General features: G+C 61.5%; 17 protein-coding genes. 8 read left to right on the top strand and 9 right to left on the bottom strand.

The genetic code is table 11. The annotated features are described in order from the left end of the window. Window positions 1–99: 99 nt before the first annotated feature. Window positions 100–1317 (bottom strand): alanine transaminase, encoded by a 1218-nt coding sequence (alaC, locus tag M2497_RS24900; protein WP_248483907.1) that lies wholly within the window; start codon window positions 1315–1317, stop codon window positions 100–102. A gap of 195 nt (window positions 1318–1512) precedes the next feature. Here alaC and M2497_RS24895 point away from each other — a divergent pair, with 195 nt between their 5' ends. Further along, window positions 1513–1995, top strand: coding sequence for a GyrI-like domain-containing protein (locus M2497_RS24895; protein WP_248483905.1), 483 nt, complete (start codon window positions 1513–1515; stop codon window positions 1993–1995). A 41-nt stretch (window positions 1996–2036) separates the two neighbouring features. Here M2497_RS24895 and M2497_RS24890 read toward each other — a convergent pair whose 3' ends face one another. From M2497_RS24890 to M2497_RS24875, 4 genes are read right to left on the bottom strand one after another with little or no spacing between them, the layout of a single operon-like run. Then, a complete protein-coding gene (locus M2497_RS24890; RefSeq protein ID WP_248483903.1) occupies window positions 2037–2642 on the bottom strand; it encodes a pyridoxamine 5'-phosphate oxidase family protein in 606 nt (201 codons plus the stop codon). Window positions 2643–2680: 38 nt separating this feature from the next. Then, window positions 2681–3889 (bottom strand): type II toxin-antitoxin system HipA family toxin, encoded by a 1209-nt coding sequence (locus tag M2497_RS24885; protein WP_248483901.1) that lies wholly within the window; start codon window positions 3887–3889, stop codon window positions 2681–2683. Further along, window positions 3882–4136, bottom strand: a complete 255-nt coding sequence (locus M2497_RS24880; RefSeq protein ID WP_248483899.1) for a helix-turn-helix domain-containing protein — start codon at window positions 4134–4136, stop codon at window positions 3882–3884. The genes M2497_RS24885 and M2497_RS24880 overlap by 8 nt, the downstream gene beginning before the upstream one ends. A 42-nt stretch (window positions 4137–4178) precedes the next feature. Continuing rightward, the gene (locus M2497_RS24875; protein ID WP_248483897.1) at window positions 4179–4697 is read right to left on the bottom strand and encodes a GNAT family N-acetyltransferase; all 519 of its coding nucleotides are present in this window, start codon (window positions 4695–4697) and stop codon (window positions 4179–4181) included. A 148-nt stretch (window positions 4698–4845) separates the two neighbouring features. Between M2497_RS24875 and M2497_RS24870 the strand changes: the two genes are divergently transcribed. From M2497_RS24870 to M2497_RS24855, 4 genes are read left to right on the top strand one after another with little or no spacing between them, the layout of a single operon-like run. After that, on the top strand, window positions 4846–5265 hold the full coding sequence (locus M2497_RS24870) for a nuclear transport factor 2 family protein (RefSeq protein WP_248483895.1): 420 nt from the start codon (window positions 4846–4848) through the stop codon (window positions 5263–5265). Between the two features lie 42 nt (window positions 5266–5307). After that, complete coding sequence (locus tag M2497_RS24865) at window positions 5308–5652, top strand: YciI family protein (RefSeq protein WP_016978318.1); 345 nt, start codon at window positions 5308–5310, stop codon at window positions 5650–5652. A 34-nt stretch (window positions 5653–5686) separates the two neighbouring features. Beyond that, window positions 5687–6163 carry an SRPBCC family protein gene (locus M2497_RS24860; protein ID WP_248483893.1) on the top strand — a complete coding sequence of 159 codons (477 nt, stop codon included), beginning with the start codon at window positions 5687–5689 and terminating at the stop codon, window positions 6161–6163. After that, window positions 6160–7368 carry an RNA polymerase sigma factor gene (locus M2497_RS24855; RefSeq protein ID WP_248483891.1) on the top strand — a complete coding sequence of 403 codons (1209 nt, stop codon included), beginning with the start codon at window positions 6160–6162 and terminating at the stop codon, window positions 7366–7368. The genes M2497_RS24860 and M2497_RS24855 overlap by 4 nt, the downstream gene beginning before the upstream one ends. 1 nt (window position 7369) lies before the next feature. On the opposite strand, the gene M2497_RS24850 is transcribed toward M2497_RS24855, so the two are convergent. Continuing rightward, window positions 7370–8095 (bottom strand): SDR family oxidoreductase, encoded by a 726-nt coding sequence (locus M2497_RS24850; RefSeq protein WP_248483889.1) that lies wholly within the window; start codon window positions 8093–8095, stop codon window positions 7370–7372. Window positions 8096–8206: 111 nt separating this feature from the next. On the opposite strand from M2497_RS24850, the gene M2497_RS24845 reads away from it, so the two are divergent. Next, the gene (locus M2497_RS24845; RefSeq protein WP_248483887.1) at window positions 8207–9049 is read left to right on the top strand and encodes a LysR family transcriptional regulator; all 843 of its coding nucleotides are present in this window, start codon (window positions 8207–8209) and stop codon (window positions 9047–9049) included. Window positions 9050–9063: 14 nt separating this feature from the next. On the opposite strand, the gene M2497_RS24840 is transcribed toward M2497_RS24845, so the two are convergent. After that, window positions 9064–9918, bottom strand: a complete 855-nt coding sequence (locus M2497_RS24840; protein ID WP_248483885.1) for a LysR family transcriptional regulator — start codon at window positions 9916–9918, stop codon at window positions 9064–9066. An 89-nt stretch (window positions 9919–10007) separates the two neighbouring features. Between M2497_RS24840 and M2497_RS24835 the strand changes: the two genes are divergently transcribed. Then, complete coding sequence (locus tag M2497_RS24835) at window positions 10008–10520, top strand: multidrug/biocide efflux PACE transporter (RefSeq protein WP_071496625.1); 513 nt, start codon at window positions 10008–10010, stop codon at window positions 10518–10520. On the opposite strand, the gene M2497_RS24830 is transcribed toward M2497_RS24835, so the two are convergent. Next, complete coding sequence (locus M2497_RS24830; RefSeq protein ID WP_248483882.1) at window positions 10419–11177, bottom strand: SDR family oxidoreductase; 759 nt, start codon at window positions 11175–11177, stop codon at window positions 10419–10421. The genes M2497_RS24835 and M2497_RS24830 overlap by 102 nt on opposite strands. Before the next feature lie 106 nt (window positions 11178–11283). Between M2497_RS24830 and M2497_RS24825 the strand changes: the two genes are divergently transcribed. After that, a complete protein-coding gene (locus tag M2497_RS24825; RefSeq protein ID WP_248483880.1) occupies window positions 11284–12180 on the top strand; it encodes a LysR family transcriptional regulator in 897 nt (298 codons plus the stop codon). Here M2497_RS24825 and M2497_RS24820 read toward each other — a convergent pair. Then, complete coding sequence (locus M2497_RS24820) at window positions 12177–13094, bottom strand: LysR family transcriptional regulator (protein ID WP_248483878.1); 918 nt, start codon at window positions 13092–13094, stop codon at window positions 12177–12179. The two genes, M2497_RS24825 and M2497_RS24820, sit on opposite strands and share 4 nt — an antisense overlap. Window positions 13095–13136: the final 42 nt, after the last annotated feature.

Here is a 13136-nt window from a genome sequence, read left to right as displayed (position 1 = left end):
TGGGAGGGGGCTTGCCCCCGATAGCAGAGTGTCAGTCACAGCATCTGGTGACTGATCCACCGCCATCGGGGGCAAGCCCCCTCCCACATTTAGACTGAGTCAGGCGCCGGTTTTGGGGGCGAGCCCATCCGCCCGGAACATCCCGCGAATCCCCCGCACCGCCTGGCGAATCCGGTCCTGGTTCTCGATCAGCGCAAAGCGCACGTGATCATCGCCATACTCACCAAAGCCGATGCCCGGCGACACACACACCTTGGCTTCCAGCAGCAACTTCTTGGCAAATTCCAGCGAGCCCAGGGCGGCATACTGCTCGGGAATCTTCGCCCAGACGTACATCGACGCCTTCGGGTTCTCCACCATCCAGCCCAGCTCATGCAGGCCCTTGACCAGCACGTTGCGGCGCTGGCGGTACTGCTCGGCGATGTCCTTCACGCACTGTTGATCGCCTTCCAGCGCAGCAATCGCCGCCACCTGCAGCGGGGTGAAGGTGCCGTAGTCGTGGTAGCTCTTGATCCGCGCCAGGGCGTTGACCAGTTCCGGGTTGCCCACCATGAAGCCGATGCGCCAGCCGGCCATGTTGTAGCTCTTGGACAGGGTGAAAAACTCCACCGCAATGTCCTTGGCGCCCGGCACCTGCATGATCGACGGGGCTTTCCAGCCGTCGTAGACGATGTCGGCGTAGGCCAGGTCATGCACCACCAGCACGTCGTACTGCTTGGCCAGGGCGATCACGCGTTCGAAGAAGTCCAGCTCCACACACTGCGCGGTAGGGTTGGACGGGAAACCGAGGATCATCATCTTCGGCTTGGGGATCGAGCCGCGAATCGCCCGTTCCAGCTCAGCGAAGAAGTCCACGCCAGGCACCAGCGGCACCGAACGCACCTGCGCGCCGGCAATTACCGCGCCGTAGATGTGAATCGGGTAGCTCGGGTTGGGCACCAGCACGGTGTCGCCCTGGTCAAGGGTGGCCAGCATCAAGTGCGCCAGGCCTTCCTTGGAACCAATGGTGACGATGGCTTCCGACTCGGGGTCGATGTCCACTTCATAGCGGTCCTTGTACCAGCGCGAAATCGCCCGGCGCAGACGCGGAATGCCTTTGGAGGTGGAGTAGCCGTGGGTGTCTTCACGCTGGGCGACGGTGACCATCTTCTCCACGATGTGGGGAGGCGTGGCGCCGTCGGGGTTACCCATGCTCAAGTCGATGATGTCTTCGCCGCGCCGACGCGCAGCCATCTTCAGCTCGGCAGTGATATTGAAAACATACGGGGGGAGTCGATCTATGCGCGCAAAGCGGCGCGGCGAACCTTGGTCGGCCATTGTTGCCTCGAGAGTACGTAAGCGCCCGGAACCGTCCGAGCGACGTCGGCCACTGCGGTGGCCTGCGGGGCAGACAATACGGTCGATGATGGCCAGTTGTCCAGATGTGTAGGAAATTTTCTGCATGGAGTACCGCGTGGATATGCCCCTATACTCGATACGGGTTTGTTCCCTCATAAGAAGGAGACTGTTCGTATGGATCAGCAGACAAAACAACCGTTGGAGCCACGCATGGAAGCGGGCAAGGCCCTGGTGATTGCCGGTGTACAAGGGCGTTATTCGAAGGCCACCGTGGGCGATATCCCTAAGCTGTGGGAGTTGTTCGACACCTGCATCAAGGACATCAAGAAGCGCGTGGGCGGTGTGACCTATGGCGTTTGCCATAACCCCAACCATGGCGAATTCGACTACATGGCCGGGGTCGAAGTCCTTACAAAAGCCGACGTGCCAAGCAACTTCCAGTCTATCGAGATTCCACCGCTCAACTATGCCGTGTTCCCGCATTACGGGCCGGTGCAGGCGCTGGAGCAAACCTACGAACGCATCATGTTCGAGTGGCTGCCGCACTCGGGCTACAAGGTGATGGGCGCGGATTTCGAGCGCTACAGCGCGGATTTTGACGGGCGCAAGGGCACCGGGACGGTGGAGATCTGGTTGCCGGTGGGAGAAAGAGGCTGATTGCCCGTGTATGAGCCGGCAAGCCGGCTCATACAGAGGTATCAGTACAGCGTGGTTCTGACCCGCTCCGGCATCTCCCGGTCATACGCCTCGGCGTCAAACTGCCCATCATTGAGCCGCTTGTGAAACGCTCCCGCCGAGGGCAGCGCCGAACGGTCCAGGTGTTTCTCCGGGTTCCAGCAGTCCGAGCGGACAAACGCCTTGGAGCAGTGGAAATACGCGGCTTCCACCTGCACCAGAATCACCGAGCGCGCCGGCTTGCCATTTACCGCAAAACTCTCCAGCAGTTGCGGCTCAATGCAAATCTGCGCCCGCCCATTCACCCGCAACGTCTCACCGATCCCGGGGATGATGAACAGCAACGCAATGCGCGGGTCCTGCACCAGGTTGCGCAAGGTATCCAGGCGGTTGTTTCCCGGCCGATCCGGAATCGCCAGGGTGCGCTCATCCACGATCCGCACGAACCCCGGCACATCCCCGCGTGGCGAACCGTCGATGCCGTCCGGCCCGGACGAACTCACCACCACCAGCGGTGAAGCCCGCACCATCGCCTGGTAGTCCTCATTGAGAAACGGGATTTCCTTGCGTACTGCGCGCTCGTGGGGGAGGCCGTAGAGGGTTTCGAGTTGTTCGAGAGTTGTCAGCATGAGAGTCACCTTGTCCTTGGATGAATACGGGCGCGTGTTCAGCCGCCAAAGCTGTGTTGGTAACCCTGAGCGGATCGCCGAATGGCTTTCGCGACCTCAGGCGCTAATCGACAGTAATCGTCTTCGCGCTTGAGCACGACTTCAAGCGTCTGCAGGAGCGCCTGGATGCGCATTTCGGGATTTTCTATTTCGCAGGTTCTGGCAAATTCGAGGATGCCCAGGCGTGAGGCGAACAGCGATTTGTTTCCACTCAGGTCCAGCGCCAATGTGTCTTCAGGAATGTAAGCAGTGGTGTTGACGATGTCGTAAGCAGGCGCCAAACGTGTATCCGATTGCACGGGGTCGCTATAGAGCACGCCGAAGTTTTTCAGGTGCGCATCGCCGTTAGCCACGATGCAGCTCAGCGCCACGCTATCAAACAATTGATCGAGTGAGCTGCGTTGATAGGCCGGGGCACAGAACACACGTACGGCCTTGGCGATGGCGGCGTAACTCTTGGTGTACTTTTGTTCGGCGGACAGGCCCATCAGTGTAGTCATGTCCTCAAAACCCAGTGGGTTGAGGTGTTCGTCCCGATCAAAGCGCCGCATGATGAACAGCTTATGGTTTTGTGACAGGTAAAACGGCGGCACGGGCAGACCTGCATCGCGGGCAATGGACATGCACAGGTATTCATTGATGGCCAACCCCGGAAACTCGTCGCGCCCGCTCTTGATAATCAGGTCGTTGGTTTTCGAGGTGAATTTCTGTTCGGGTGTCAGCGGCTTTTCCGGCACCAGCACCTTGGGCTGCACGCCAGAAATGCCTGCTCGCAGGATGTAGCGATCCACCAGTTCGACGAACAGGTCTTCTGCGCCATCCCAGGCGAGAATTTCGTCAAGACTTTCTCCGGTTTCCGGAGAGCTGTTGCGATGGATCAGCTCATTTACTTGATCCGAAGACACGAAAACCCGGCCGATCGGCGCGCTACTGCCCGAGAGTGCCAACAGCAACATCGGGTCGACTCTGACCGTTTTGGCGAGCCGATTGCGCAGTTGCTCCAGGACGTAGCCTTCCGGCAGGTTCATCTGGAAGATGGGGTGGAGTTCTCGGCGGCGATATTCTTCTGTGCGAACCGGCATCAACAGGCTGACTGCGCTATGCGCTTGCGTGTTATCGCCGTAGCGAAACAGATAGTCATCGGCACCCATCAATACGCTGCCGCTATCACCTTGAGGTGTGTGAACACGCAACCTGGGATTAGTCATTAAATAGATCCTCCACTTCCTCAAGGGTCGGCAGGGTCACAGGCACTAATTTGAATTCGCTGCCCAGTGCTGCAGTCACCCGGGCATAGGCATTCATCGAGACCGAGAGGCTGCCTTTCTCGATTTCGATCAGTTTTTGTCGGGTAACTCCGGCCAGTTTCGCCAAATCGGCCTGCTTATAGCCACGGTTGAGGCGCAGGGAACGTAGTTGGATGCCGAGTCGATGAGTGATTACAGAAGTATCCATGTCACGTATTTATTACTTGGCTGTTGTTAAGTTATGTATACGTTACATTTTGAGCGTGTCAAGGTTGGCCTGACCAAACACCCACCTCAACCTCCGCTCATACCCAATCCGCCCCTTATACGCCTCCCCGCTGTCCAGCCACCCAGCCCTCAGATACAACCCCATCGCCGCCACATTGTCCGCGTCCACCGACAACTCCAGGCTCTTGATCTGCGGCCACGCAGCCAGTGCCGCCGCCGGCAGCGCCTGCAAGCACGCCTTGCCGAACCCGCGCCCTTGTTGATGCCGGTCCACCTGCAACGCATGCAAGGTCGCGCTATGTTCATCGGCCCAATGGGGCAGGCATGGTGGGCGTTTGAGCAGCAGGAAGGCCACCGGTATTTCGTCGGCGAGGAGGGCGAAGCCCTTGATGGCGCCGGGGCTGGGGTTGACCAGCAGGCTGTTCAGCGCACAGTAGATATCGCCGGAATACGGCAGTTGCTCGGGATGCACTTGCAGGGTGTCGAGTTGCTGTTTCTGCGCAAGGCTCAGCGTCTCATAGGCAACGAGGCGGGTTTCCATCGGTGGTGCATCCGAAATCCTACAAAGAGGCGTGGATTCTAGCGGGTTTGCCGAGGGCGAAATTATTTTTAAGCGGGTTGTCGATTTGCCGAAGGGCCATTCGACTAGGGGTGTCTTCCGTGAGTTTTCGACCCCGAGGAGTATCGCCATGAGCACTGCAATCAACACCCTGATCGAACAATGGAAATACGCCGTCACGGCCAAAGATGTCGACAAGATTGTCAGCTTTTACGCCGATGATATCGTCGCGTTCGACGCCGTTGGCGCCCTGCAATTCAAAGGCAAGGCTGCCTACCAGGCGCACTGGAAGGCCTGCATGGAGTTTTGCCCCGACCCCGGTATTTTCGACTTTCATGAGCTGCATATCGTTGCCGGAGAAGACAGCGCCTTTGCCCACTGGCTCGCCCACTGTGGTGGCGCCGGGCCGGATGGCGTGCTCAAGACATGCTGGATGCGGGTCAGCGCCGGTTACCAGCGCATCAACGGGCAGTGGAAGGTGGTGCATGAGCACTGGTCCGCGCCTTTTGACATGGAAACCGGCACCGGTCTGTTCGACCTGAAACCGTGAGCGCCGCGAACTATAGTCAGTAGTCCGAAAACGGAGAAATCCATGAAATACCTCTGCCTGATCTACAGCAACGAACAGGTATTGCACACCTCGCCGGACAGCCCGGCAGACCCGGAATGCTTCGCCTACGCGCAGTCCGTACAGGCCAGCGGTCGCATGCTGGCTGCCGAGCCGTTGGAGTCGGTGAGCACTGCCACCACCGTGCGCATGCGCAATGGCAAGCTGTCGATCACCGACGGGCCGTTTGCCGAAACCAAGGAGCAGCTCGCCGGGTTCTACCTGATCGAGGCCCGCGACTTGAACGAAGCGATCCAGGTGGCCGGTGGTATTCCGGCGGCCCGGGTCGGCAGTGTGGAAGTGCGCCCCGTGCGTGAATTGAATCTCTGAACACAACAACCATAAGACTCAAGAGGTTTACCCCATGTCTACGCAACCTGCCGAGTTTGAGCTGTCCATCAGCCGCCTGATCGATGCACCGCGCAGCCGGGTGTTCCGCGCCTGGACCGAACCCGCCTTGCTCCAGCAATGGTGGGGCCCCCACGGCATGACCACCCCCGAGTGCGAAATGAACCTGTGGGTCGGTGGCCGGTTTCGTACCCTGATGCGTGCGCCGGACGGCGCCGAATACCCGACCCAGGGCGTATTCCTGGAAATCGAAGCGCCCAATCGGCTGGTGTTCACCGACGCCTTCACGCCCGGCTGGATACCCTCGGGCAAGCCGTTCATGACTGCTGAAGTTACCTTCGAAGAGGTCGATGGCAAGACGCTCTACACCGCCCGGGCCATGCACTGGAGCGCCGAAGACAAACAGGCCCACGAAGCCATGGGCTTTCACGATGGCTGGGGCCAGAGCCTGGATCGGCTGGTCACGCTGGTGACCGAGGGTATGCACGATTGACCCTCTCGGTCGATGCCCTTTACCGCAGCGAATCACGTCGGGTGCTCGCCACGTTGATTCGCTTGCTGGGCGACTTCGACCTGGCCGAGGAAGCCCTGCACGAGGCGTTTTTCGTCGCCGTGCAGCGCTGGCCGCTGGACGGTGTGCCGGCCAATCCACGGGCCTGGCTGGTGTCGACCGGGCGCTTCAAGGCCATCGACCGTCTGCGCCGTCAGGCGCGTTTTACCCCGTTGTTGCAGGAGCAGGCCGACACGCTGGAAGCGGCTGACTGGAGCGATGAAGACGTGGAAGACGACCGCCTGCGCCTGATCTTCACCTGCTGCCACCCGGCGTTGGCGGCGGATGCCCAGGCGGCGCTGACCTTGCGTGAGATCTGCGACCTCACCACCGAGGAAATCGCCCGGGCGTTCCTGGCCACGCCGGCCACCATCGCCCAGCGCATCGTGCGCGCCAAGGGCAAGATCCGTGAGGCGAAAATCCCTTATCAGGTGCCGTCCAGGGACGCGCTGCCGGAGCGTTTGGACGCGGTGCTGCGGGTGATTTACCTGGTGTTCAACGAAGGGTATTCGGCGTCCGTCGGGGCCGACCTGACCCGCGAGGAGTTGACCCGCGAAGCGATTCGCCTGGGGCGCCTGCTGCTGGAGTTGCTGCCCGAGCCGGAGGTCATGGGTTTGCTGGCGTTGATGCTGTTGCACGAGTCCCGCCGCCCGGCGCGCACCTCGGCCGAGGGTGAGTTGGTGCTGCTGGATGAACAGGATCGCTCGCTGTGGGACGCGTCGTTGATTGCCGAAGGCTGTGGGTTGGTGGAGCGCGCACTGGGCACCCGGCGCTTTGGCCCGTATTGCCTGCAGGCCGCCATCGCAGCGGTGCATGCCGAAGCGGCGCATGCGGATGAGACGGACTGGCCGCAGATCGTCGGTCTCTACGATGTATTGCTCAGGGCAACGCCGTCACCGGTGATCGAACTGAACCGCGCCGTAGCGCTGGCCATGCGCGATGGACCGTTGGCGGGCTTGCAGCAGGTGGAGGGGATTCTGGCGCGTGGCGAGTTGCTGGATTACCACTTGGCGCATTCGGCACGGGGGGAATTCTGCCGGCAACTGGGGCGCGTCGCAGAGGCACGCGCAGCCTACGAGCGGGCGCTGGCCTTGACCCAGCAGGCGCCCGAACGCAGGTTTATCGAAAAGCGTCTGGTCGAACTCTGAATCAAGGCTGCTGACGCGTCGCCGCCAGCACAATCTCACGAATGCACACATGCTGCGGCTGCTGGTAGGCATAGGCAATGGCCGACGCCACATCGTCGGCGCTGAGCACGGTGCCGCCCATGTCCTGTTTCCAGGCCTGGTAGCCGGTCTTGATCGCTTCATCGGTGGTGTGGCTGAGCAGTTCGGTTTCCACTGCACCTGGGGCAATAGTGATAACGCGTACATTGCTTGGCGACAATTCTTCGCGCAAGTTTTCCGAAATCCCGTGCACGGCGAACTTGGTGCCTACGTAGGCCACGTGATTCGGGAAGGTCTTGCGCCCGGCCACCGAGCTGACGTTGATAATCGTGCCGCTCTTGCGCTCTACCATGCCGGCGGCCACCGCGTGGATACCGTTGAGCAGGCCTTTCACATTGACGTCGAGCATCTGCTCCCACTGTGCCGGGTCTTGCTCGCTGACCGCGCCCAGCAGCATCACACCGGCATTGTTGATCAGTGCATCAGCCGGGCCGAATTGCGCCTCGGCTTCTTGCACGGCCGCGACCAGGGCAGCGCGATCAGTGATGTCGACGCCACGGTTCAAGGTGTTCGGCAGGCCCAGGTCATTGAGGCGATCAATACGCCGCGCCAACAGCAACAACGGGTGGCCGGCGGCTGACAGCAGGCGGGCGGTGGCTTCCCCGATACCGGAACTGGCGCCGGTGATGATGATCAATGGCTTGCTCATGAACTCACTCCTGGAATAAGAAAAATCGATAACGGGTTCGTGGTCGCAGTATATTTACCGGCGCCAAGGCTTAAAAATGCCTTATTCCTCTGTCAGCCATCGGATTCAGCTATGGATGTGCGTCATCTCAAGGCGTTTCTCGCGGTCTTCGAAGAACGCAATATCACTGCGGCGGCCCAGCGTTTGTTCATCAGCCAGCCGACACTGTCGGTGACCATCAAGCAACTGGAAGATGAACTGGGCGTGGCGCTGTTCGTGCGCCAGCCGCGAGGCGTGGAGGTCAGCGCCGAAGCGCGGGTGTTGTACCCGCAAGCGCGGCGCATGGTGGCGGAAGCCGACGCGCTGAGCCGCCTGTTTCGCGGACGCGAAAACCGTATTGCCCTGGAGCTGGGTGTGGAGGGCGACATCGCCGACAGCCAGATCGAAGCCTTCCTGCGCATGGCGCACCAAGGGCTGCCAGGGTTGCTCCTGACCCTGCAGGAAGGCTGCGAAGGCGAAGGGCGCCTGGCCGTGGAGGAGATGTGCTGCGAGGACGACTTGTTCCTGCCGCTGTGGGAAGAGCCCTACGTGATGGCGTTGCCAGCTGCGCACCCGATGGCGCAGCCCGCCAAGGAACAGGCATGGGCGCCGATAGAAGACTGGATCACCTGCCCGCAACATGACTCCCATCAGCGCTTGATGGCGCTCTATGGCCGCTCACCGCAAGCAGTCGCCGGGCATGCCGGGTCGCTGACCCAGGCGTTGCATATGGTGGCGGCCGGTGTGGGCGTGGCGATGTTGCCGCAGTCGTTGGCGGTCGAGCGGGCGGGCGTGGTGATACGTGAGTGGCACCTGCCGGCACCGACACGTCGAGTCGGCTTGTGCTTCGCCGCGCAGGCGTTGGAGCTGCCCGCGTTGCGTGCCTTGCATGAATACTTCCAGAACAACCGCCCGCCGCAGCTCAGCGCCGCATGATCTGGTCGACGGGGTTATTCGAGCATCTGGCTCAACATCCAACTGCCCGCCGGCCCCGGTGGGTATTGCTGCGACCAGAGCGCATCCACCGCCACCGAGCGCGGCCAGCCACGAACCTTGAGTTCAACCAGCCCGGCATTGCCAAAACGCTCCACCAACCAGCGCGGTAGTTCCGCCCAGCCGAAACCGAGTTGCGCCATCTCCATCAGCATCAGAAAACTCGGCGCCGACCACACCCGGCCCTTTGGGCGCGTTTCGTTGGGGCTGATGATGCTGGCCAGGCGCAGTTCCCGGTGTTGCTGCAAGGCTTGCGAGTCGATGTTCTCCAGGCGAGCCAATGGGTGAGTGGGTGCGACGAACAGCGCGATTTCCGTGCGTTCGGCCACGGGTGAGCGCGTCAGGTCGGGCGGGTAAATGTCCTGGGCTTCGATCAAGGCAATCTGCGCGCGGCCGCTCTGCACAAGGGCGATCAGGTCTTCGCACTCGGCGATCAGCCATTCCAGTTCAAGGTCCGGGTAGCGTTGCTCGAAGGCCTTGAGCGCGAGTTCAAAGCGTTCCGACTGGTAGGTATCGGACATGGCGATCGTGACCTTCGGCTCCAACCCCTGGGACAACTGGCTCGCTGCCAGTTCCAAACGGCTGCTGGCCTCCAGCACCTGCTCGGCGCGTTGCAGCAGCACATGGCCGGCCGGAGTCAGCGTCGGCTTGCGGCTGCTGCGGTCGAATAGCAGCACATCCAGGTCAATTTCCAGGCTCGCCACGGCCGCGCTGACGGTGGACTGGCTCTTGCCCAGCTTGCGTGCCGCCGCCGAAAACGACCCTTGGGTGGCGGCCTGGACAAACGCTTGCAGCACTTCGTGGGAGGCCATGACTATCGCCTTGATCGATGGTTATTAGTTATGAAGTATCGATTCAAAGGGTAATCATGGCAACCATCGTCCTTCACAGAGCACAGGTTATGAGCCCTACCAAGTCGATTACTGAACGTGTATGCCAAGCCCTGGGTTTTGAAGGCCTGGCGCTGTTGATCTGTACGCCGCTGCTGGTATGGATCACTGGCAGACCGGCCCTGGAAATGGGCGCGGTGACCCTGGGCCTGAGCCTGCTAGCACTGACCTGGAACATCATCTTCAACAGCCTGTTCGACCGCCTCAAGGTGCGCCTGCAACTGTCCAACGGCGGCTGGACGCGGGTGCTGCATGCGCTGATGTTCGAAGGCGGGCTGATCATCGTCGCCGTGCCGTTGATCGCGGCGTGGCTGAACATCAGCCTGATGCAGGCGTTCATGCTCGACATCGGTGTACTGCTGTTTTTCCTGCCGTACACCTATGTCTATCACTGGGGCTATGACGTACTGCGCGACACGTTTTTACAGAAACATGCCGCCCGACGCCTCGATGCGCTGCCCCGTGATCCAGTTGCTACCGTCGGCCAGCAGGACGGCGATGGCGCCGCCGATATCGTCCGGTAAGCCTGCCCGGCCTAGAGCGGTGTTGTTGGCGACCATCGTATTGAGCGCCGCATTGTCGCGCACGGCGCCGCCGCCGAAATCAGTTTCGATGGCGCCGGGCGCGAGGATGTTCACGGTGATCCCACGACCGCCCAATTCCTTGGCCTGATAGCGGGTCAGCACTTCCATCGCACCTTTCATCGACGCATACGCCGCATAGCCCGGTAGGCTGAAACGCGCCAGGCCGCTGGAGATATTGAGGATACGACCACCGTCGTTGATCAGTGGCAACAGCTTCTGGGTTAGGAAAAACGGGCCTTTGAATTGGATCGCCACCAATTGGTCGAACTGCGCTTCGGTGGTCTCGGCAAAGCTGGCGTGGGCACCGATGCCGGCGTTGTTGATCAGAAAATTAAAGTGGTCCTGTGCGAATACGTCTTTGAGCACGGTGCCGACTTCGCCGACAAAATCATCAAAGGTGCCGCTCTGGCTCACATCCAGTTGCAGCATGGCGGCGCGGCCCCCCAGGGCCTGGACCTGTGCGACCACCGCTTGGGCTTCAGCCGCCGCGCTGTGGTAGGTGCCGATGATGTCAACGCCCTGTGCCGCCAGGTGCAGCGCGGCGCTTTTGCCCAGGCCACGGCTGGCGCCGGTGATGAGTGCGATTTTACGGGTCATGGTCTAGTCCTCGTGGGTGATCAGTGGAACCCAGTGTATTTATTCGCCCATAACGTGATAAACAGCGTTATACCGGAATCACTGGCCGGATTAGGCGAACAATCAAATGAACAAACTTGAGCTGCTGCGCACCTTCGTGCGTGTCACCGAACTGTCGAGTTTTACCCAGGCCGGCGAGAGCCTGGGGCTGCCGCGCTCGACTGTGTCCGAGCATGTGCAAGCCCTGGAAGAACTGCTCGGCGCGCGCCTGTTGCAACGCACCACGCGCAAGGTGCAGGCGACCCAGGACGGCCGGGTTTTGTATGAGCGCAGCAAGGATCTGCTGTCGCATATGGAGGAGCTGGAGGGCTTGTTTCGCCAGGATGAAGCGCAATTGACCGGGCGCATTCGGGTGGACATGCCCAACGTGATGGCGCGGGAATTGATCCTGCCGCGCCTGCCCGAATTCATGGACGCTCACCCACTGATCGAGCTGGAGATCAGCACCACCGATCGCCAGGTCGACCTGCTCGCCGAAGGCTTTGATTGCGTGCTGCGCGTCGGTGCGCAACCGGACCAGAGCGTGGTGGCGCGCCTGCTGTGCAGCATGCCGATGATCAACTGCGCGAGCGCGGCGTACCTGCAACGCCATGGCATGCCCGAGACGTTGGCCGACCTGGCGCGGCACCAGTTGGTGCATTACGTGCGGCCGCTGGGCGCGCGCTCGGCTGGCTTTGAATACCTGCTGGGCAACAAGGTGCACCGCGTTCCCATGGCCGGGCGCGTGACGGTCAACAGCACCGATGCCTACAGGGCGGCATGCCTGGGCGGTTTCGGGATTACCCAGGTGCCGGCCCTGGGTATCGCTGATTTATTGGCCAGCGGTGAGCTGGTCGCGCTGCTGCCGGACTACCCGGCGCCGCCGCTGGACGTGTCACTGCTGTATGCCGGCCAGCGGCATTTGCCGTTGCGGGTGCGGGTGTTCATGGACTGGTTGGCCGCCACCCTGCAAGCCCACCTCTAACGCCGCGCCGACAGTTGCTGCGGCGCCAGGAACGCGTCGTGGAAGTAATCGCGCACCGCCTGCATCGCCGGGGTGAAGGCGCGCTCGCGGTGCCAGGCCAGGCCCACGCTCATCGGCGTGACGGGGTCGGTGACGGTGAGGGTTTCGATGCGCTTGCCTTCCAGGGACCAGGGTCGATGCACCAGGTCGGACAGGATCGCCACGCCGCTGCCATTGGCGACCATGCTGCGCACCGCTTCCACCGAACTGGTGCGCAGCCGCACCAGGGGCGTTTGCCCGGCCTGTTCCCAATAGCGCATGGCGCTGTGTTCGGCCTCGTCGACGGTGAGCAGGATGTAGGGTTCCCGGGCCACGTCGGCCAGGCTTACGGCGCCGCGCTCGCACAGCGGGTGGTGGCTGGGCAGCCACAGGCGGCGTTCCGAGTTGAACAAGATCTCCGAGACGATAGCCGGGTGGGTAAGGTTGGCGGTGAGCACCACCGCCATGTCGAACTGGCCGTCGAGCAAGCCCTGTTCGATGGCCTGGCGTTCCTGCTCGAAGACCTCGATGGTCACGTCCGGGTGCCAGTGTTCCATGCGCTGCAAGTGGTGCGGCAGGAAGTAGCCGAGCACCGTGTAGCTGGCGGCCAGGCGCAGCACACCGCTGGCGCGGTAGTCGGGCAGCGGGCTGTTCAGCGCGTCATCGACGCTGCGCAGGATCACGTAGGCACGGTTGAGAAAATGCCGCCCGGCATCCGTGAGGTTCATGCCCTGGGCCGAGCGCACGAATAACTGCACGCCGAGCATGCCCTCCAGCTCCTTGATCGCCGTAGTCACCGCCGATTGGGATATGTTCAGGTGGATGGCCGCCTGGGAAATCTGGCCGATCTCGGCGGTGGCGACGAAATAACGAATTTGGCGCAAGGTCAGGGACATCGGCCTCTCCATAACATAGGGCTATCTGATTTTCAGAAGATG

It is taken from the genome of Pseudomonas sp. CYM-20-01 (assembly GCF_023169845.1).
GTDB classification, from domain to species: Bacteria; Pseudomonadota; Gammaproteobacteria; order Pseudomonadales; family Pseudomonadaceae; genus Aquipseudomonas; species Aquipseudomonas azotoformans.
Note: the sequence above shows the minus strand (reverse complement) of the source record. Positions and strands in the feature narration are given on the sequence as shown.